Origin of the sequence: Shimia gijangensis (assembly GCF_900142085.1) — a bacterium.
GTDB classification, from domain to species: Bacteria; Pseudomonadota; Alphaproteobacteria; order Rhodobacterales; family Rhodobacteraceae; genus Shimia; species Shimia gijangensis.
The window spans coordinates 150,768-171,324 of the sequence record NZ_FQZQ01000006.1 but is presented as its reverse complement, the minus strand read 5'-3'; the positions used below and the strand labels follow the sequence as shown (position 1 = coordinate 171,324).

Here is a 20,557-nt window from a genome sequence, read left to right as displayed (position 1 = left end):
TGCTGCAAATACTCCGGGGGACCGGGGGCTGGCCCCCGGCCTCCATGATATCAGTCACGCAAAGATTCCTCACGCAGGCCATCCGCCAGCAGGTTGAGACCTAAAACAAGGCTCAACAACGAGAAGGCCGGTACCAGTGCGGGGTGCGGATAAATCGACAACAGCTTACGGCCATCGTTGATCGTCGTCCCCCAGTCCGGGCTCTCGGGGGGCAGGCCAAGGCCAAAGAACCCCAAAGTTCCCAAAAGGATTGTGGTGTAGCCAATGCGCAGACAGAAATCCACGATCAGTGGTCCTCGTGCGTTGGGCAGGATTTCCCAAAGCATGATGTACCAAGGACCCTCTCCTCGGGTTTGGGCGGCAGCCACATAATCCCGTGTCTGGATATCCATCGCAAGGCCACGCACAATCCGAAACACTGTCGGTGAGTTCACAAAGACCACGGATACGAACACCACAAGGATGCCGCCGGGAATATTGAACAAATCCAAAGTGCCCGGCAGGACGTCAATCACAGAACCCGCAGACGAAATACCAGAAAGGTAAATCCAGAACATTCCGATCAGAACACCAGCCAGCAACGGATTGCGCAACTTAGGTCTCGTATAGTACCGCGAATTCAGTAGGACGCCGACAAAGATGATCGGAAAGACGAACAAAACCATCCCCATATAGTTGGGAATGCCCGTGGCCACGATTTCCGGCGTTACAAGTAGGTAGAACAACAAGATCACCGGGAAAGCGAGGATCAGGTTGGCAAGGAACGATAGGCCAGTGTCCAGCCTGCCGCCAAAGTATCCAGCCGGAAGGCCTAGGGTGATCCCCACCATGAAGGCAAACAGCGTGGCGAACGGTGCAATCACAATGACAATTACGCTGCCGGTGACCATTCTGCTGAAGACGTCACGCGCTAGGTTGTCCCCCCCCAATAGATAGTAACAGGCCGATCCACATTCTTCCGGGTTGGCGCCGCGTACTGCCGTTCCAGGCAGCTTGTTCTTCATGCCGGAAAGCTGTGAAAGCGGATCTTGGGTGGCGATCAGGTCAAACAGGCCAACAAACAGCGCTGTATAGACCCAGAACATCACCAGACCAAAACCGATCATACCGATCATTGAATCAAACAGCTTGCCATAAAGGCCGAGGCGGCGTTTGTAGACTATCGACAAGAGAAAAGTCACCACAAGCGCCAGCCAGACCGGTGAAAATTGTGCGGAAACGGTTCCGATTATGCCCGTGGTTTCAGATGACAGAACCATCCCAAGGATCAGATAGGCAAGACAGATCGCAAGCAGAGCTAAGAAACTGTAGCGAACAGCCATGCCAATCAGAGCACTTGGGCCCCGATCCAACGTGATGGTGCCGTCTGAATTGATCTTGTCCGAGGCCGGAGCCAAAACAAGGCTGGTGACAAATTGCAGGGCCACCAAAAGGAGGAACACCACCGCAACGATTTGAAAAACAGGATCCAGGATTGATCCGAGAGAGCCTGTCCAGGTTAGATTTTCCATGTGCTCACCTCCCTCAAGAAATACGGATGCGTGGGTTGAGGTAGACATAGCCGATATCAGAGATCAGCTGGGTCACCAGAACCACGAAAACCGAAACCACCGAGACCGCCAAAAGCATCTCGATATCATTGTTGCCCGCGGCGTTCACCAACTGCCAGCCAAAGCCGGAATAGGAAAACAGGGTCTCAACAATCACCACACCGTTCAACAGCCAGGGAAACTGCAGCATAATCACTGTAAAAGGTGCAATAAGCGCATTGCGCAGAGCGTGTTTCATCACGATATTGCGGAAACTCACCCCCTTGAGGCGGGCAGTCCGCACATATTGCGCCGTCATAACTTCGGCCATTGAGGCCCGTGTCATACGCGCGATATAGCCCATACCGTACAAGGCAACGGTTAGGACCGGCAGGGTAAAGTTCTGAAAGGTGGCCTTATCCATGGCCGTCTTGGCTGTGCCTTTGAACAAGGCTTTGCCTTCGATCCATCCCCATTCATGTAAAATGGGTCCCAAACCGTTGCGCGTTGAGGCCAGTAGCGCAATGAAAATAACCCCAGAGACATACTCTGGCGTCGCAGTGGAAAGAATTGAGACTGTTGACAAAGACCGGTCCGTGCGGCTGCCTTCGTTCATTCCCGCCAGCACACCAATCACCAGTGCCGAGGGCACCATTACAACCATGACCCAGAACATCAGCTTACCTGTGTTCTTCAACCTTTTTCCCAGGGTTTCGGCCACCGGCGCTTTAGCCACAGTTGAAAAACCCCAGTCGCCCTGCAAAATACCGCAATACCGAGGCATATCTTCTGGAGCAACACCGGGCCGCACGCATTTACCAACGGTTTTGCCGTCTTCTTTGACGGTTTTATAACCGGGCATGAGGCCCAGCCATTGGGCGTATTTGATTGGTGCTGGTTGCAAATATCCGCGATCCGAAAGATAGGACGCCACGGCTTCATCCGACATACGGAAGTTGCCTTGGGATTTTGCCAGCTTCTCAAGGTTGGGGTAGAGGTTGGTCATAAAGAAAACGATGAACGTCAAGCAAATTGCCGTCACAATCATCATTCCGACCCGTCTGAGTATAAACAGTCCCATAATGTTCCCTGTTGGTCTGTTTCGGTGAGCCTGCAACTGCAAATGCGGCGCTGGCATACGAAAAAGGCAGCTCCGGTTTGGATGCCGCCAATTGTTAAATCAGTTTGCCTTAGAGGTGATCGCGCGCTGCTTGGCCGGTTTGAGTTCTGGTTGCAATCTGACTATCAAAGCCAGGCAAATACCGGACACAAGAACGCAGTTGAATGCGAGCATAAATTTCCCCCTAGTGAAAAAGCTTTTCTCTGTGCGCAGAGCAAGCCTCTTTCATTTTTTTGACCGGATATTTAGCCGTTAGGCGGCCCGATCTATTGTTGTATCGGGCATTCGGCACTAAAAATGGTTATGGGTCAATGATCTTGTTCGTCATTTAAGAGGCTAAAAACGACATTGATGGTGTCGAAAACAGGCTTTCAGCAGTTCATTAAGGGCATTTTGGGGGACCGTTTCCGTTTTTTCAGCTCTGCGATTCTAACCGCGCGGCGCGGCGGTCTTGCGAACCTGGCTTGGGGCCGCGCCGAAATGCTGTTGGCTGAAGCGGGTGAAGTAGGCCGCGCTACCGAAACCAAGTTTGTCTGCGATTTCGTTGATAGGTAAGTCGGTTTGGGTCAGCATGATCCGGGCTTTATGCTGGACCACCTGACTCACCATGTCGGCTGCAGTTAATCCCGAGCATTGGCGCGACACGCGGGTCAAATGCGTTGGAGTGATGCCTAAGTCTTCGGCATAATCCTGCATCGGTCGGCCAGATTGGAAGTTGTCCGACAGAATATCGCAAAACCGGCGCACAATGCGTTCGGCAGCACTGGCCAGCGGAGGCGCCCCCTGAATTTGCATTTGACGCCGCAACCAGATCGACACCAGAGAAGCAATGGCCGTCAGCGATTCATTCACAAATGGGCGATCTTCGTGCAACTCGCGACGCAGATCATCAAACAGTCCGGTCAATTCGGCCTGCGCAAGGCCGTCCTGCAGGCGCAGTTGCTGCGTACGATCCGGCAATTGCACACGTCCGTTATTTGGGATGATCAAAGCCTGACCCTGAATATGTCGCCCGACTTCGATGGAGGCAAGTTTGCCCGCGGGAATGAAAATAGCGTTGTGTGCGCCGAAACCTCGCCGCAGTCCATGCAGCAAAAGCCGACCTTGACCGCGGGTGATCCAAAGAAACAGATGATGATCGCGCACATGCAACTGCTCCAACTGCCAAAGACCGCCATGGGTCATTTGCGCAAGGGTCATCACTTGAATGCCATTTGTGTGCTGAACCGGATGTTGTAACAACGGTTCAGTAATAATTTTTTGGATCGGATCTTTCAGAGGCGCGCCGACCTCTCGCCGGGCCATCGCACCGGCTTGCGGGCGGGCCATAAATGACGGGATATGTAAATTCTTAGAGCTCATCTGCGGTGATATATGTCAGCAGGGTTCGGATTCGGCAAGTCACTTTGGGTCCATCAGCAGAGCTTTGCCATTGCCAAAACCGCTTATGAAGCATCTGGCTTATACGCAAACCAGTCACGCATTTTTGAGCGAAACCACGTGCGCTGCCTTTTGGCAAACTGACGTGTGGCAATGGTTGCAGCTTCGCGCGCCTGCGCCAACGTTATTTCGCCACGCAAATGAGCGATCAATTCAGGTGCACCTATCGCCTTTGAAGACAAGTGTGTAACAGCCCAATGGGCGAGGTTGGCGCGGGCTTCGTCCAATGCACCCTGTTCCAACATCAGATCAAAGCGGCGGCCAATCCGTTCGTTCAGCCAGTCCCGGTCAACATCAAACACAATAGACGCAGGCAGCTCCGGGGTCAGCAAGGGGGCGGGGGTGTTGTCTTGCCACTCGGCCAAAGGACGCCCGGTTGTGTGCAGCACCTCCCAGGCACGCTGAACCCGCATAGGGTTTTGCTGATCGATTCGCGCTGTGGTCATCGGATCCAACTCATCAAGCAATGCTTGGAATCCTTCGCTGGCTACACGGGCATCCGCTTCGGCGCGTATCTCGGGTGGTGTTGCCGGAATTTCAGCCAACCCTTGGGTTAGCGCGGTGAAATAGAGGCCGGTGCCACCTGTAATAATCGGGCGCTCGGGTCCTTGCAACAATGGCGCCACCTGACGCAACCAATGCCCGACAGAATAATCCGCATCAAATGCCACATGCCCGTAAAGCGCGTGGCGTGCCTGCGATTCGTCGTCTTCGGAGGGGCGTGCTGTCAGGACACGCCAGTTTTCATACACCTGAATGGCATCGGCGTTGATGATGACGCCGCCCTGTTCCTCTGCAATCTGCAAGGCTAGGGCGCTTTTGCCGCTTGCGGTAGGCCCGGCAATCAAAACAGGCTGATCCGGTGCAATTTGGGGCAGGGCCGTCATGTGTGAGCCTTGTCTTTTTTCCGCCGATGGGTCAAGGAATCGATATCGCGCATTGAACCTGCCTGTGTTTTCCGACATTTTGCGCCCGATCCTAATTCCTTGCGCAGATGGAGTGCAACATGACTGAGGCAGCCCCCGACAGCGAAACCACATACAAGCGCGTGATGCTGAAGATTTCGGGGGAGGCATTGATGGGAGATCAGGGCTTTGGCCTGCATCCGCCCACGGTTCAGCGCATCGCCGAAGAAGTGAAATCCGTGCATGATTTGGGTGTCGAGATTTGTATGGTCATCGGGGGTGGGAACATTTTCCGCGGGCTTCAGGGTTCGGCGCAAGGCATGGAGCGCACCACGGCAGACTATATGGGGATGCTGGCAACCGTGATGAATGCGCTGGCGATGCAGTCCGCTTTGGAAGAACTCGGCGTGTTTACCCGCACAATTTCAGCAATTCCGATGGATCAGGTCTGCGAGCCCTACATTCGACGCCGTGCTGTGCGCCACCTTGAGAAAAAGCGGGTCTGTATTTTTGCCGCCGGTACCGGGAACCCGTATTTCACAACCGATACAGCCGCGACCTTGCGCGCTTCAGAGATGGCTTGTGAAGCCATTTTCAAAGGCACCAAAGTGGACGGGGTTTACGACAAAGATCCGGTAAAATTTGACGACGCTGTGCGCTATGACACGGTGAGTTACGATGATGTTCTGACAAAACGTCTAGGCGTTATGGATGCCTCTGCGATTGCTTTGGCGCGCGACAACAGCCTGCCCATCATTGTGTTTTCATTGGATGAGCCCGGTGGGTTCCGCGGCATTCTTGCAGGTCGGGGTACCTATACCAAGGTTGGCTAAGATCCTGCTTTTTCCTTGATAATGTGATATTCTTGGTGCTGTTCCAGTAACCTGACCATCACCGGAGGACCACCTTGCGCTATCTTTTGAAATTGATCTTAACCTTGTGTTTTGTGGCCCCGGGTGCCTGGGCTGCGGACCTTTCGGTGTCCGGTTCCGACATTTGTCAAACCCGGCTGAGTGGGCAGATCACCAAGGGGGACGCTGAGACACTTCGGGCGTGGTACATCGACAAAGGTTTATTTGAGGGTAACATCCATAACGAGGCACTGTGTCTGGATGGACCAGGAGGATCGCTGGGCGAAGCTTTGAAAATGAGCCGGTTCTTGTACGAGTTCGGCATTCGAACTCGGCTGGACAAAAACGCGACCTGTCTGTCGGCCTGTGCCGTTTTGTTCATGATGGGAACAGAGTATGCCGATCACGGATCGGGTGATGGGCTGAACGCGGATCGCCGCATGCATGTGACCGCCCAATTGGGATTTCACCGCCCTGAACTACGTCTTCCATCCGGCGGTTCGGTCGATACAGAACAGTTGGGGCGTGCTTATGATCTGGCTATCGATACGGTGCTGGAGTTTGTGCGTTTGGCGAATTTTGCCTCTCATAGTGAGACTATGATCGCCTCAGATCTGATTGAAGTGATGATGGAACGGAAGGGCGAGAATTTTTTCTACATTGATACTGTGGGCAAGGCGGGACGCTGGAATATTGGGCTTGAAGGTTTGACCCTGCCACGCGCCATGGACAAGCAGGCGGCGCTGACTGCCTGCAACAATCTGGCCATCTGGCAGCTGCGCTATATCGATGACTACAATGATTATAGCTACGATGATCAGCCAGACTACGATGAGCAAGTCGAAGTGTTGACGTCCTCGAAAAAGTCTTTTGTTGTGTTCGGTGATTTTGGCGCCATGGATCATCATCATGAATGCATCATCCGGTTGAGCAATTTTGGGGACGGATTTTACGAGTTATCTGCCTGTGGTTTCATGGATGCAGAAGGTGTCACAATCGGCGAAAGACGCTGTGAAGACGCAGGTGTTGCCGACCCGATGCTTGAAACATGGAGCACTGATCTTGTTCCACTACCGGACGGTTCCCGGCTGGCGCTCTTGCCACCCGGAACGCGCTTGATCCAAGCAGATTCCGTTGCGCGCAATCTTGAATTGCGCGCCGTGAATGCCGAGAAAGCGCGAGATGAAGGGCTGCTGTCTTTCAGAACCCGCTGCTCTGGCTTGGTCATGTCAGCGCAAATTCGTGGCGTGACGTCCTTTACCAACCTGCGATCTTCGCCGGGCTTTGATGGTGAAGTGGTCGCGCAAATCGCATTGGGGGAAAGGGTGACACCGATCTCTTCCGAAGAAGAGTCCTTCATAATGGCCGAGGGCGCTTCGGAAGCCTGTCGCAGCTCGTGCGAGTGGATGGGGCCGGGTCCGGGCGGGCTTAAGGCGCTTTACGGGACTGCATCGGGGCTGGGCGACATCAACCAGTGTTTTGAAGACAACTTAATCTGGTACCATGTGGAAACACAGTCCGGGCAACAGGGGTATTTGAGCGGCAAGTTCTTGCGGTACTGATGAAAATCGCAACTGCAGTTTGATCCTGCCTGCAAACTGTGCGAAACCGGATATAGAAAATGACCGGGGCGCAAAGCACCGGACCAACTAAGACAAGAGCAACACCTATGTCTGATGATTTTGAACTTGATACCGACGACCTGACCCGCCGCATGGATGGCGCTATGGGGGCGCTGAAAACTGAATTTTCGTCACTACGTACCGGGCGTGCGTCGGCCAATATGCTCGAACCCGTTATGGTCGAAGCCTATGGCCAAAGAACGCCAATTAATCAGGTTGGCACTGTGAACGTGCCTGATCCACGAATGGTCACCGTGAATGTCTGGGATAAATCTCTGGTGCAGGCGGTCGAAAAAGCCATTATGAACTCTGGTCTTGGGATCAACCCTCAGACCAACGGCACAATCGTTATGTTGCCCATTCCAGAGCTGAACGAAGAGCGTCGCACTGAACTGGCCCGTGTCGCAGCACAATACGCGGAACATGCTCGTGTCGCCGTGCGCAATGTGCGCCGTGACGGTATGGACCAGATTAAGAAAGCCAAGTCTGATGGTTTGGGCGAGGATGATCAGAAGTTCTGGGAATCCGAAGTTCAGGATTTGACAGACCAATATATCAAAAATGTTGACGGCGCGCTTGAAAACAAGCAAGCCGAGATCATGCAGGTCTGAATTAGTAAAAAAGGGACCGCAGAATTGGGTTCAGAGCACACCGACACGGGCGGTCCTCGTCATGTGGCCATTATTATGGATGGCAATGGACGTTGGGCGCAGGCCCGCAATAGGCCGCGTCTATTTGGCCACCACGCTGGCGCTCGTCGCGTGCGAGAAATTGTCGAAGCGTGTCCGGAAAATAACGTTAAGTATCTGACAATATTCGCGTTCTCGACGGAAAACTGGAAAAGAACTCAGATCGAAGTGGCTGGATTAATGTCCCTTTTTCGCCGTTACATTTTTCGGGAAATGCAGGAATTTGTGAAGCGTAATGTCCGGGTACGGTTCATTGGCGACCGAATTAAGCTGGACGGCAAGCTGCGCGGATTGATGGATGAAGCCGAAGAACTGACCGAACACTGTACCGGTACCAATTTGACCATCGCCCTGAACTATGGCGGTCGCGACGAAGTGGCGCGCGCCACAAAACGGTTGGCCAGAGATGTTGCAACCGGGCATTTGGATCCAGAAGACGTTGATCAGGAAACATTGCCTAAATATCTGGATACCCGCGTTTTACCCGACCCGGACCTGGTGATCCGCACCAGCGGCGAGGCCCGGATTTCAAACTTTCTGCTGTGGCAATCGGCCTATGCTGAGTATGAATTTATCGACACGCTCTGGCCGGATTTTTCCGCCGAAGAGTTTCACAGCCTAGTGTCCTCATATGGAGGGCGCGAGCGCCGGTTTGGTGGGGTGAAGGCGTGAGCGGGGCTTCTGGCAAGTGGGGTGACCTTGGCCCAAGATTGGTGTCTGCCTTTGTCATGGTGGTGGTCGGCGTTGTCGAGGTTTGGCTGGGTGGAAACTGGTTTCACGGGCTGGTGGCTGTTGTCGGCGGCGGTATGATCTGGGAACTCACCAGAATGATGTCACCGAACAACCAGAAACTGGCATTGCCACTAGGAATTTTATGCGCCGTCATTTTGTTTGTTGCTCCATTGGTGCCACAGCAGGCGATGTTGCCAATCCTGTTGGCCCCAGCGGTTGTAGGGGCGACCCAAATTTCAAAAGATCGTTTGATTTACGCGGCTTATTCGTCGGCTTTGATGTTGGCCTGTCTGGGCCTTATGTTATTGCGCGACTTTAACGGCATTCGACTGATCGTGTGGTTGGTTTTGGTCGTGATTGCGACAGACGTTGCCGGTTACTTTGTAGGTCGGATTGTCGGCGGTCCCAAGTTTTGGCCAAAGGTCAGTCCTAAAAAGACCTGGTCTGGAACGATTGGTGGTTGGGTTGCGGCAGCTTGTGTTGGGGCAGCTTTTGGCGGCTTTCATTTGATTGTGATCAGCGTACTGACCTCGTTTTCGTCTCAAATGGGTGATGCTGCTGAAAGCGCAATAAAAAGGCGCACGGGCGTCAAAGACAGTTCAAATCTTATTCCGGGGCACGGCGGATTTCTGGATCGGTTTGATGCGATGATGGGGGCGGCGCTGTTTGTTATGGTTGTCGGTTTGGTCGTCGGCCTGCCAGCGGGGCAATGATGCGCAAAGTTTCTATTCTGGGAGCGACCGGGTCGATCGGGCAAAATACCATCGACCTGATCAGCCGTGATCCCAAGGCCTATGACGTTGTTGCGCTGACCGGTGGACAGAATATTGCCCAGCTGGCCAAGGATGCTATCGATCTGAATGCAGATGTCGCTGTGATTGCAGACGAAAATCTGCTGCCTGAACTTCGGGCCGCGCTTGGCGACAGTAGTGTTGAGGCTGCTGCAGGCAATCAGGCTATTTGCGAAGCCGCGACGCGCCCGGCAGACTGGGTCATGTCTGCAATTGTCGGGGCCGCGGGTCTCGCTCCGGGGTTGAAGGCGCTGGAACAGGGGGCGGTGCTGGCGCTGGCCAACAAAGAATCTTTGGTGACGGCTGGTCCCCTTATCCTGGGTACCGCCAAGGCGCACAATGCGCGTATTCTGCCGGTAGACAGCGAGCATTCCGCAGTCTTTCAGGGGCTAGCGGGCGAAGATTTCGACACCGTCGAGCGGATTATCATCACCGCAAGCGGTGGTGCATTTCGCGACTGGAGCCTTGAAGATATGGCCGTCGCCACGCCTGCGCAGGCGTCTTCACATCCCAATTGGAACATGGGACAGCGCATCACAATTGACAGCGCGTCGATGTTCAACAAAGCACTTGAAGTCATTGAAACAAAAGAGTTCTTTGGTTGCCCCCATGAGATGATTGAAGTCTTGGTACACCCTGAATCCATGGTGCATGCCTTGGTGGGTTATAATGACGGAGCGCTGATGGCGCATGTTGGCCCTGCGGATATGCGTCACGCTATCGGCTATGCTTTGCACTGGCCTCTTCGTCGTAAACTGCCTGTTGAAAGGCTGGATCTTGCGAAAATCGGCCAGCTGCATTTTCGCGATCCGGACCTTGTGCGTTATCCGGCCTTGCGTCTTGCCCATGAGGTGATGCAGGCAGGCGGTCTCAGCGGGGCGGTCTTTAATGCAGCCAAAGAACGGGCAATGGATGGCTTTATCGAAGGGCGCATTGGCTTTTTAGAAATGGCTGAGGTTGTCGAAGAAGTGATGGCCCGTTTGGATCGACGCCATATTAATGCCGAAATGACCCTTGATACGGTCTCGAAAACAGACCATCTCGCACGACAGACGGCAGATGCTGTGATGGCAGAGCGGCACTAGAGCGGCAACAAGGGTGAACACACGTGGATATTTTTAGCCTAATTTCCGGTTTTGGGAACGTTTTTTGGGTCATCATCGCCTTTGTTGTGGCGCTGTCGGTGATTGTGGCGATCCACGAATATGGCCATTACATTGTCGGCCGCTGGAGCGGCATTGGCGCAGATGTGTTTTCGCTTGGATTTGGGCCGGTGATTTGGTCTCGATTTGATAAACGCGGCACCAAATGGCAGATCGCAGCCCTGCCTTTAGGTGGTTATGTCAAGTTCAAAGGCGATGCCAACGCGGCCTCTGGCAAGGACGAAGGTGCCATGGCGGAAATGAGCGAAGAAGATCGGCGCCATACGATGCATGGTGCGCCTCTTTGGGCGCGTGCTGCCACTGCTGCTGCAGGGCCAGTTTTTAACTTTATTCTGTCGACCGCAATCTTTGCACTGGTTTTTATCAGCCGCGGTCAGATTGGCGACGACCTTGTGGTTGGCGAGTTGCAGGATTTACCACCGCCTGCCTATGAGTTGCGGGCTGGGGACGAGATTATCGCGATTGCCGGGCAAACCATGCCAGGATTCGGTGATGTTCAAATATTTAATGCGTTCTCAGACGCGATTCCGCTGGAAACACCGCTGGATTATCAGGTCATGCGCGACGGTTCGAGCGTTTCGGCCAGTGGCCCTTATCCCTATCCTCCTATTGTCTCGCATTTGGCACCGCAATCGGCAGCATACGCTGCGGGGCTTGAGGTTGGCGATGTTATCACCGCAATCGACGGAACCCGTATTACCGGTTTTTCCGAGCTGAAAAAGGCTGTGGAAACCGGCGAGGGCCGCGCAATGTTGCTGACGGTGTGGCGCATGGGGGAAACCTTGGAATTCACTCTGGTACCGCGCCGTATGGATGAACCTCAGGCTGAAGGTGGGTTTAAGACGTATTGGCGTATCGGCATTGGGGGAGGGCTGGCTTTTGACCCCGCGACGCAGTCCGTGCCTGCCGGCGATGCTGTGTGGCGTGGAATCGTCCAGACCGGTCGCATCATTGAAGGCTCAGTTTCAGGTCTTTATCATATGATAACCGGCGCCATTTCTAGCTGTAATCTTTCAGGTCCGGTGGGGATAGCCCAGACGTCCGGGGCGATGGCAAGTCAGGGTGTGATGAGCTTTGTGTGGTTTATCGGTGTGTTGTCGGCAGCCATTGGTATGTTGAACCTTTTCCCAATTCCGATGCTGGACGGTGGACATCTTGTGTTCTTTGCCTACGAGGCTGTGGTCGGCCGTCCGCCAAGTGATCAGGCACTGCGTGTTCTGATGAGTATTGGTCTGTTTTTGGTGTTGTCGTTGATGGTTTTTGGACTTCTCAACGATACCATTCGTTGCCCATGATCTAGGTTCCAGCACAGTGCTGCCCCATTCCTGCCTTATTTCGGGGGTAGATTTGAGTAAGCAACCAAGTGAGTGGAATAAGACCGATGCAAACGATTGGACATGGCTACCGAGCGATTAGTCTCCTGTTTGTCATAAACTGGGACCGGCTTTTGTTTCCGGCTGCAATTCTGGCCGGGCTGGTAACGGCTGCCTATATCGGATCGTTGGGTCTTTTCTAGACTTACACTTCCAAAGTTTTCGGTAATGCGACCTGCTTTCTGTTCATGAAGGCGGGTCGTTTCCTGTTGTGGATAAGTCTGTGGATAAAATAAAAATGCTTCGGGACAGTTTGGCGTTTTGACATCAATGGCTATTCCCGGTAGTCACATGCCATCTGGGATGTCTTGCAGGAATTGGGATATGACCAATCATATAGGGGCAGCAGTACAGGTTCGGGCAGTAAAAGATACCTGGCTGCAGCAGGCCGTAATGGCCATTTTTGTTTTAATTACAGCGCTTTTGCTTGCTCTGCCAAGTACAGCAGGCGCACAGGAATACAAGTTCAACTCGATTAAAGTTGACGGAAACCAGCGGATAGAATCTGCTGCGATCTTGAACTATGCTGGTATCGAAACGGGCAAAGTTGTTACCGCGGGCCAAATTAACGGCGCTTATCAGCGAATTCTTGACAGTGGTCTTTTCGAGACGGTCGAACTGACACCGCGCGGAAGTCGCCTTGATATCAAGGTTGTTGAGTACCCGACGATCAACCGTATCAGTATTGAAGGCAATGAACGCCTCAAAGATGACGCGTTGCTGTCGGCCATCGAGTCGCAACCTCGTAAAGTTCTGAACCCAACTGTCGCTGAACGAGATGCAGCCTTCATTGCTGAGGCCTATTCGCAATCTGGCCGGCTGGCAGCGCGTGTGACCCCTCGAATCATTCGCCGGAGTGACAACCGCGCAGATCTGGTGTTCGAAATCTTTGAAGGTGGTATTTCCGAAGTTGAACGGATCAGTTTTGTTGGCAACCAGCACTATTCTGATCGCCGTTTGCGGCGGGTACTGGGATCAAAGCAAGCCGGACTGCTCCGTGCGCTGATCAAGAAGGACACCTATGTCGCTGACCGCGTAGAGTTCGACAAGCAATTGTTGCGGGATTTCTATCTGTCGCGTGGGTATGTGGATTTCCGAACCACCGGTGTGAACGCAGAGCTTTCGCGGGAACGTGATGGGTATTTCCTGACCTTCAATCTTCAGGAAGGACAGCAGTTCCGCTTTGGTGAAATCAGCGTTGTCAGTGAAATCGACGCGATTGATGCTGTCGAGTATATGGAAGCTCTCAAGATTAAGCCTGGGGTGGTTTACTCCCCAACATTGATAGAAAACTCTATTGCGCGTCTGGAACGCCTGGCTTTACGTCACGGCCACGATTTTGTCCGGGTTGATCCCCGCGTCACCCGCAACGAACGTGAACTTTCGCTGGACGTCGAGTTTGCTGTTGTTCGCGGCCCACGCATCTTTGTTGAGCGTATTGATGTTGAAGGAAACACTGCTACTCTGGATCGTGTGATCCGTCATCAATTCCGTTCGGTTGAAGGGGACCCCTTTAATCCTCGGGAAATTCGTGAAAGTGCGGAACGTATCCGGGCTTTGGGCTTTTTCGAAACAGCCGAGGTGAATGCACGCGAAGGGTCGTCTCCCGATCAGGTTGTTGTGGATGTGGATGTTGTTGAACAGCCAACGGGGTCGCTTAAATTTGGTGGTACATTTTCGACCGACCACGGTATCGGACTTGTGATTGAATTTGCCGAAAGAAACTTTCTTGGTCGAGGACAGTATCTGTCTTTGTCGCTCGCGACGGCGTCTGAATTGGAAGACTATTCGTTTACCTTTATCGAGCCCGCCTTTTTGGGGCGCGATTTGGCTGCAGGGTTGGAATTTCGTTTCCAAGAGCAGGAACCTGATGAGGCTCGTTGGGTCACGCGTATCGGTGAAATCAAACCGACTCTTGCTTTTCCTGTCAGCGAGTTTGGCCGCTTAGAACTTCGTTACACTGGCACAAACAACAAAATGACAGTCGGTTCTGGTCAGTCTATCCCCGGCTCGTTGATTGATAACGAGGCGGCACGTGGTGACATCTGGAAAAGTTCACTCGGGTACACCTATGGCTATGATACCCGTTTCAAAGGTCTGGATCCGAACCGTGGTGTGCTGCTTGAATTCAGCCAGGATTTTGGTGGCCTGGGTGGCGACTATGAGTTTGTCGCGACCTCTGCCAGAGCAGTGGCCGAAACGAGAGTCCTTCAGGAGGAAGTCAGACTGTTCGCGACATTTGAAGGGGGCGCCTTGTACTCTCCCAATGATGATAGCCGTGTGACAGACAGATATTTCCTTTCAAGCAAACAATTGCGCGGGTTTGAACCATTGGGTGTAGGCCCAAGGGAGTATCAGGCGGGCGTTCAGGATGATGCGTTGGGCGGAAAATACTTTGCTGTGGCCCGTTTTGAAGCGCAGTTTCCATTGGGGCTGCCGGAAGAATATGGCGTGAACGGTGGTTTCTTCTATGATGTGGGCTCGGTTTGGGGATTAGACCAGAATTCGGGTGTCGGAACGGTCTTTTATGAAGACCTGAGCTGGCGGCATGTGATTGGCTTTTCTATCTTCTGGGAGACGCCTGTCGGCCCGTTGCGGTTCAACTTTACGAAGGCTCTAAAGAAAGAGGCTTTGGATCGGGAACGCAACTTTGACTTCACCATTTCCGCTCAGTTCTGATTGATGATGATGGGGCGCGTCATATCTGTGTGGCGCGCCGCTGTTTTTCTAGTGCTTTGGGCTGGCATGTCTGTCGCCCAAACCGCCGCCGTTCCACAGTCTCCGATACTGACAGTCGAATCTGATCGACTGTTTGTGGAATCGGCCTTTGGCCGGCGTGTGGCCGCTGAGATTGAGGCTGAACAATCTGTTCTTTTGGCGGAAAACCGCAAAATTGAAGCCGAGCTGGCTGCGGAAGAAAAGCGTTTGACTGATATCCGCAAAACCATGGAACCAGAGGATTTCAAGGCAGTCGCGGATGCGTTTGACGAACGTGTACAGCAAATCCGCACCTTTCAGGATGGCAAGGCACGGTCAATTAGTGAAATTGGCGACCGGGAGCGCTCGGTGTTCATACAGGCCGCACGGCCTATTTTGATTGAATTGATGCGCGAAGCCGGAGCAGGCATGATCTTGGAACGCCGTTCGATCCTTGTGTCGGTGGACGCTATTGACATCACAGACGTCGCGATTGGGCGGCTGAACCAAACCATCGGAGATGGTACGAACCTAAGCAGCGATCAGTGATCGGCTTGCCCAATTGGGCTGAGATTGTTAGGGCTATTTCATAACGAGCAGAGAACAATTGCAGGAGCACCTGATGTCTGAAAACCTCAAAACCGCCGATATCGGTTTGATCCAGCGAATTATTCCACACCGCTATCCGTTTCTTTTGGTGGACAAGGTCATTGACATCGACGGGTACAAATCGGCGACGGGCATCAAGAACGTCACCATGAATGAACCACATTTCCAGGGGCATTTTCCCGGAAAACCCATTATGCCCGGTGTGACTATTGCCGAAGCTATGGCGCAGACCGCTGCTGTTATGGTGGGGGTCGAACTGGACATGGCTGATAAGGAAATGCTGGTCTATTTCATGTCGATCGACAAATGCAAATTCCGTCGCATGGTGGTACCTGGGGACGTGCTTGAAATGCGTCTTGAGACTCTGCGCGGTAAGCCGGGCGCGCGTGTTTGGAAATTCTCGGGCATCGCGACTGTTGATGGTGAAATGGCCTGTGAATGCGAGTTTACGGCTATGATGGACTTGCCCAAGGAGTAGGCGCTTATGGCGATTTCTGAACTGGCCAATGTGCATTCAACAGCGGTTGTAGCGGATGGCGCCAGGATCGCGGAAGGGGTTGAAGTCGGCCCTTTGTGCGTGATTGGAGCCAATGTTGTTCTGCACAAGGGTGTGGTGCTGAAGTCTCATGTCGTTGTGACTGGAGATACTGAGATCGGAGAAGACACAGTTGTGTTTCCGTTTTCTGTCATCGGAGAAATTCCGCAAGACCTGAAGTTCAAGGGCGAAGATACCCGTCTCGTGATTGGAAAGCGTAATCGTATCCGTGAACATGTGACCATGAACACCGGCACCGAAGGCGGAGGTGGGTTAACCAAAGTCGGCGATGACGGGTTGTATATGGCGGGCTGTCACATCGCGCATGATGCCATCGTTGGGGATCGGGTTGTGATAGTGAATTCTGTCGCTATCGCTGGACATTGCGTTATTGAAGATGATGTTATCATCGGCGGACTATCGGGCATTCATCAATGGGTGCGCATTGGTAAAGGCGCCATAATCGGGGCCCTGTCGATGGTCACTAACGATGTGATTCCACATGGGCTGGTGCAAGGGCCACGCGGTAAGTTGGACGGCTTGAATCTGGTTGGCCTCAAGCGTCGGGGTGTATCGCGCGCCGATATCACAGCGCTTCGGGCTGCGTTTCAGATGATGGCTCAGGGCGAAGGCGCGTTTCAGGAACGCGCCAAGCGCATGGGCGAAGAGTTTGACAGTGTGTATGTGCAGGAAATCGTCGACTTTGTTTTGGGCGAAACGGATCGCTCATATCTGACGCCGGGTTGACGTGATGAGCGATCTTGCGATCCTTTCCGGGGCAGGCGCGTTACCGGTTACGTTGGCAAATGCGTACCCCGAAGCTGTGCGGGTGGTATTTCACGGCGTCGATCATGCCATGCAGGCCCCATTGGCACAACATCGCTTTGAAAAGTTGAGCGTCCTGTTTGAGGATCTGAAGCAGCGCGGCGTGACACGCGTGGTGCTGGCTGGTGCCATGTCCCGACCGGCCCTTGATCCGACGCAGCTTGATCCTTTTATGATGCGACTCGCGCCTCGTCTGATGGCGGCTATGCAAGGCGGCGATGATGCCATTTTGCGCCTGATTATTACTGTATTTGAAGAACAGGGTTTTGCGGTGGTTGGCGCACATGATCTGCTACCAGAGATCACAGTCCTTGATGGCGTGATTGCGGGCCCTGATCCAAGTGATGCGCAACTGGCAGACGCAGGCCGCGCCACGGACATACTGTTGGCTTTGTCGCCGCTGGATGTCGGGCAGGGGGCGGTTGTCTCTGCAGGCCTTTGTCTGGGCATTGAAACCTTGCAGGGCACAGATGCGTTGTTGCGTTTCGTTGCAGACACGCCAGAACATCTGCGCCGCGCCAAGGGCGGTGTTCTGGTCAAAGCCCCGAAACGGGGACAGGATTTGCGGGTTGATATGCCCGCGATTGGACCTGAAACGGTGCGCAATGCTGCGGCAGCTGGGCTCGACGGCATTGTGGTATCATCGGGTAAAGTTGTGTTGCTGGACCGTGCTGACACACTGAAAGCGCTGAACGAGACTGGTTTGTTCCTTCTGGGGCAGGTGCTCTGATGAAGGTGTTCCTGATCGCGGGCGAATTGTCCGGCGACAGGCTGGGCGCGGCCCTTATGGAGGGGTTGAAGGAGCTTTCTCCTGACGTGAATTTCCAAGGCGTCGGCGGTCCTTTGATGCAGGCAAAAGGCATGAACAGTTTGTTCGCAATGGATGAATTGAGTGTCATGGGCATTGCCGAGGTACTGCCGAAGTACCGCCATTTGTTGAAACGGATGCATCAGACAGCGCGGGCTGTGCTTGATGAAAAGCCCGATGTTTTGGTCACTATCGACAGCCCTGATTTCTGCCTGCGTGTTGCAAAAGAAGTCAAAGCCGCCAGTGCCATTCGCACAGTGCATTACGTCGCACCTTCTGTTTGGGCATGGCGCCCCAAACGAGCGGCGAAAATGGCCAAGGTGATTGATCAAGTGCTGGCGCTCTTGCCGTTTGAGCCGCCATATATGCAAGCGGCTGGTATGCGTTGCGATTTTGTTGGGCACCCGGTGGTGAACGAACCTGTCGCGACAGAGGCCGAAGTTCAGGCATTCCGCGACACCCACAGCATCGGGGACGCACCATTACTGGTGGCGTTACCCGGATCGCGCCAAGGCGAGGTGTCTCGTCTGACGCCCGCCTTTGGCGATGTGGTGGCCCGGATGAAGCAGGTGCGGCCGGATCTTCAGGTAGTTTTGCCCGCAGCAAGCCCGGTGGCCAATCTGGTGAAAGAATTGGCCGCAAGCTGGCCTCAACCTCCAGTGATCCTAGATCCAAATAGTATGGACGAAACAGCCGCTGTGACGCAAAAACGCGCGGCTTTCAGAGCAGCTGATGTGGCATTGGCTGCGTCGGGCACCGTGTCGCTGGAGTTGGCGGCCAGCGCGACTCCGATGGTGATAGCCTATAACCTAAGCTGGCTAAGTTGGCAGATCATGAGCCGAATGGCGCTGATTGATACGGTGACATTGGTCAATCTGGTGAGCGATACCCGCGTGGTGCCCGAGTTTTTGGGGCCGAATTTTCGCGCCGACGCAATTGCGCCTGCCTTGCTGGAAATTCTGGAACACCCCGAGACCCAGTATCAGGCGATGGCACGAACCATGGAGCTTTTAGGCAAAGGGCAGGCACGTCCTGGTCTGCGTGCAGCGCAGGCGGTGATTGAGGGGGTGAAGGGCTGATATGCTGGCGCATCTGGCGATGGCCGCGTCCTCTGGCTTTGCGATGGTTGCCACCAACCTCGACAATCTAGCCGTCATGGTCGCGTTGCTGCTGACTTCAAATCGACCGCGTGTGCTGGGAGGATATTTGGCGGCACAAGCAACTGTTTTGGTGATTGCCTTACTGATTGCCGAAGGCGCGGACGAGACCATGCCGGGCTGGACCGGCTATTTGGGATTTATTCCCTTGATATTGGGCTGCATGGGGGTTTGGCGCCAATGGAGGGGCCTAGGAGAGGGTGACATGCCGGTTTCCGCTGGTGCTACGCTGCTGGCGAGCACAGTACTGTTTCTCAGCTTGTCCACCGACAGTCTGGCAGTCCTGGCCCCTCTGATGGCTGATACGCTGCCGGCGTTGCGCATAACCGCCCTGATTGGGGCTGGGGTTGCGGTTTTGGGTCTTGGGTTACTGGGGCTTACATTGGCACGTGGGGCCGCGTTCAGCGGCGGCTGGATTGCCAAACTAGAGAAACTTGGCCCCTATGCCATGATCGCTGTCGGTCTTTATGTGTTGGCCAACAGTGCCACTGACACGATCTAGACCGCCGCCAGGTCAATACCCACGCCAAATCCAGCCACCGCCAAAGATGCGGCTGCTTTCGGTGTCATAAAACACACAAGCCTGACCCGGAGACACACCCGTTTCCGGGGTGAGCAGTTCAATTTCGGCCGTATCAGAACCCGTAGGGCGGATGATCGCGTCATGTGGAGGGCGGGTTGACCGCACTTTAACAGCCACATGCCATTCGGCGCGGCTCTCAAAAGGTTCATCGCCCAGCCAGTTGATCTCGCGCACCGGAATGACTCGAGTAGTTAGCATTTCCTTGGGGCCGACGATCACCTGTTTGGCGTCCACATCCAACCGCACGACATAAAGCGGCGTGGAAAGCCCCCCGATGCCAAGGCCGCGACGTTGACCGATCGTATAGTGGATCACCCCGTTGTGGGTGCCACGGACATTGCCTTCGTGGTCGACAATCTCTCCGGGCTCTGCAGAGCCGGGACGCAGTTTTTCAATCACGCTGGCATAGTCACCATCGGGCACAAAGCAGATATCCTGACTGTCGGGCTTGTCCGCCACGGCCAGCCCATACTCAGATGCCATCGCACGGGTCGCATCCTTGTTGGGCAAATGCCCTAAAGGAAATCGCAGATAGTCTAGCTGTTCTGGTGTTGTGGAGAACAGGAAATAGCTTTGATCGCGATTGGCGTCTTCGGCGCTGTGCAACTCAGGGCCATTTGGGCCTGTTTTGCGCTGAATATAGTGGCCGGTAGCCATGCAATCTGCATCCAGATCCTTGGCTGTCTCCAAAAGGTCTTTGAATTTCACCCGCTCGTTGCAGCGGATACAGGGCACAGGGGTTGCGCCCGCGAGGTAGCTATCGGCAAATTCATCGATCACGGCGTCCTGAAATATGTTTTCATAATCCAACACGTAATGTGGGAAACCCTTTTCTTCGGCGACATGGCGCGCGTCATGGATATCAATCCCCGCACAGCACGCACCTTTTTTGGCCAGAGCCGCGCCATGGTCATAAAGCTGCAACGTTACCCCAACAACGTCGTAACCTTCGTCTGCCAGTTTGGCGGCCACTACCGAACTGTCCACGCCACCCGACATGGCCACAACCACGCGGGTCTCGGCAGGGGGCTTGGCAAAGCCAAGGGAATTCAGGTTCGCGTCGCTATCGAGCGCCATGTTTTTATCTCCGATCAGAAGTCGATGAGAATATAGGAAAATCCTAACTAC

Annotated in this window: 20 protein-coding genes; 15 read left to right on the top strand and 5 right to left on the bottom strand. The window is 54.0% G+C overall.

The window, feature by feature from the left end; genetic code table 11:
• Window positions 1–50: 50 nt before the first annotated feature.
• From BUC32_RS07500 to miaA, 4 genes are all read right to left on the bottom strand, one after another.
• Complete coding sequence (locus BUC32_RS07500) at window positions 51–1,511, bottom strand: ABC transporter permease (RefSeq protein ID WP_073251197.1); 1,461 nt, start codon at window positions 1,509–1,511, stop codon at window positions 51–53.
• 13 nt (window positions 1,512–1,524) lie between these two features.
• Window positions 1,525–2,610: an ABC transporter permease gene (locus tag BUC32_RS07495; protein WP_073251274.1), complete on the bottom strand. Its 1,086-nt coding sequence runs from the start codon at window positions 2,608–2,610 to the stop codon at window positions 1,525–1,527.
• A gap of 468 nt (window positions 2,611–3,078) precedes the next feature.
• The gene (locus tag BUC32_RS07490; RefSeq protein ID WP_083599270.1) at window positions 3,079–4,011 is read right to left on the bottom strand and encodes a helix-turn-helix domain-containing protein; all 933 of its coding nucleotides are present in this window, start codon (window positions 4,009–4,011) and stop codon (window positions 3,079–3,081) included.
• A gap of 83 nt (window positions 4,012–4,094) precedes the next feature.
• Window positions 4,095–4,976: a tRNA (adenosine(37)-N6)-dimethylallyltransferase MiaA gene (gene miaA, locus BUC32_RS07485; RefSeq protein WP_073251270.1), complete on the bottom strand. Its 882-nt coding sequence runs from the start codon at window positions 4,974–4,976 to the stop codon at window positions 4,095–4,097.
• A 119-nt stretch (window positions 4,977–5,095) separates the two neighbouring features.
• Between miaA and pyrH the strand changes: the two genes are divergently transcribed.
• The 15 genes from pyrH to BUC32_RS07415 all read left to right on the top strand — a co-directional run bounded on the left by pyrH (window position 5,096) and on the right by BUC32_RS07415 (window position 19,348).
• The gene (gene pyrH, locus BUC32_RS07480; protein WP_073251268.1) at window positions 5,096–5,827 is read left to right on the top strand and encodes a UMP kinase; all 732 of its coding nucleotides are present in this window, start codon (window positions 5,096–5,098) and stop codon (window positions 5,825–5,827) included.
• A 74-nt stretch (window positions 5,828–5,901) separates the two neighbouring features.
• Window positions 5,902–7,407, top strand: coding sequence for an SH3 domain-containing protein (locus tag BUC32_RS07475; RefSeq protein ID WP_073251195.1), 1,506 nt, complete (start codon window positions 5,902–5,904; stop codon window positions 7,405–7,407).
• Window positions 7,408–7,514: 107 nt separating this feature from the next.
• Window positions 7,515–8,078 carry a ribosome recycling factor gene (gene frr, locus BUC32_RS07470; protein ID WP_073251265.1) on the top strand — a complete coding sequence of 188 codons (564 nt, stop codon included), beginning with the start codon at window positions 7,515–7,517 and terminating at the stop codon, window positions 8,076–8,078.
• Window positions 8,079–8,102: 24 nt separating this feature from the next.
• The gene (locus BUC32_RS07465; protein ID WP_139280674.1) at window positions 8,103–8,828 is read left to right on the top strand and encodes an isoprenyl transferase; all 726 of its coding nucleotides are present in this window, start codon (window positions 8,103–8,105) and stop codon (window positions 8,826–8,828) included.
• On the top strand, window positions 8,825–9,601 hold the full coding sequence (locus tag BUC32_RS07460) for a phosphatidate cytidylyltransferase (RefSeq protein WP_073251191.1): 777 nt from the start codon (window positions 8,825–8,827) through the stop codon (window positions 9,599–9,601). The genes BUC32_RS07465 and BUC32_RS07460 overlap by 4 nt, the downstream gene beginning before the upstream one ends.
• Complete coding sequence (dxr, locus tag BUC32_RS07455; protein WP_073251264.1) at window positions 9,601–10,764, top strand: 1-deoxy-D-xylulose-5-phosphate reductoisomerase; 1,164 nt, start codon at window positions 9,601–9,603, stop codon at window positions 10,762–10,764. Before BUC32_RS07460 ends, dxr begins: the two co-directional genes overlap by 1 nt.
• A 23-nt stretch (window positions 10,765–10,787) precedes the next feature.
• Window positions 10,788–12,137, top strand: coding sequence for an RIP metalloprotease RseP (gene rseP, locus BUC32_RS07450; RefSeq protein WP_073251189.1), 1,350 nt, complete (start codon window positions 10,788–10,790; stop codon window positions 12,135–12,137).
• 86 nt (window positions 12,138–12,223) lie between these two features.
• Window positions 12,224–12,358, top strand: a complete 135-nt coding sequence (locus tag BUC32_RS21125; protein ID WP_281248968.1) for a hypothetical protein — start codon at window positions 12,224–12,226, stop codon at window positions 12,356–12,358.
• Between the two features lie 181 nt (window positions 12,359–12,539).
• Complete coding sequence (bamA, locus tag BUC32_RS07445) at window positions 12,540–14,894, top strand: outer membrane protein assembly factor BamA (RefSeq protein WP_073251188.1); 2,355 nt, start codon at window positions 12,540–12,542, stop codon at window positions 14,892–14,894.
• A gap of 66 nt (window positions 14,895–14,960) precedes the next feature.
• A complete protein-coding gene (locus tag BUC32_RS07440) occupies window positions 14,961–15,461 on the top strand; it encodes an OmpH family outer membrane protein (protein ID WP_245815147.1) in 501 nt (166 codons plus the stop codon).
• Window positions 15,462–15,534: 73 nt separating this feature from the next.
• Complete coding sequence (gene fabZ, locus BUC32_RS07435; protein ID WP_073251186.1) at window positions 15,535–15,999, top strand: 3-hydroxyacyl-ACP dehydratase FabZ; 465 nt, start codon at window positions 15,535–15,537, stop codon at window positions 15,997–15,999.
• Window positions 16,000–16,005: 6 nt separating this feature from the next.
• Window positions 16,006–16,803 (top strand): acyl-ACP--UDP-N-acetylglucosamine O-acyltransferase, encoded by a 798-nt coding sequence (gene lpxA, locus BUC32_RS07430; RefSeq protein WP_407695245.1) that lies wholly within the window; start codon window positions 16,006–16,008, stop codon window positions 16,801–16,803.
• Window positions 16,804–16,807: 4 nt separating this feature from the next.
• Window positions 16,808–17,611 (top strand): LpxI family protein, encoded by an 804-nt coding sequence (locus BUC32_RS07425; RefSeq protein WP_073251184.1) that lies wholly within the window; start codon window positions 16,808–16,810, stop codon window positions 17,609–17,611.
• On the top strand, window positions 17,611–18,768 hold the full coding sequence (gene lpxB / locus BUC32_RS07420; protein WP_073251182.1) for a lipid-A-disaccharide synthase: 1,158 nt from the start codon (window positions 17,611–17,613) through the stop codon (window positions 18,766–18,768). The genes BUC32_RS07425 and lpxB overlap by 1 nt, the downstream gene beginning before the upstream one ends.
• Before the next feature lies 1 nt (window position 18,769).
• The gene (locus BUC32_RS07415; RefSeq protein ID WP_073251180.1) at window positions 18,770–19,348 is read left to right on the top strand and encodes a hypothetical protein; all 579 of its coding nucleotides are present in this window, start codon (window positions 18,770–18,772) and stop codon (window positions 19,346–19,348) included.
• 12 nt (window positions 19,349–19,360) lie between these two features.
• Here the strand turns inward: BUC32_RS07415 and mnmA are convergent, their stop codons facing one another.
• Entirely contained in the window at window positions 19,361–20,506 is a 1,146-nt protein-coding gene (mnmA, locus tag BUC32_RS07410; RefSeq protein ID WP_073251178.1) for a tRNA 2-thiouridine(34) synthase MnmA, read from the bottom strand.
• Window positions 20,507–20,557 lie beyond the last annotated feature (51 nt).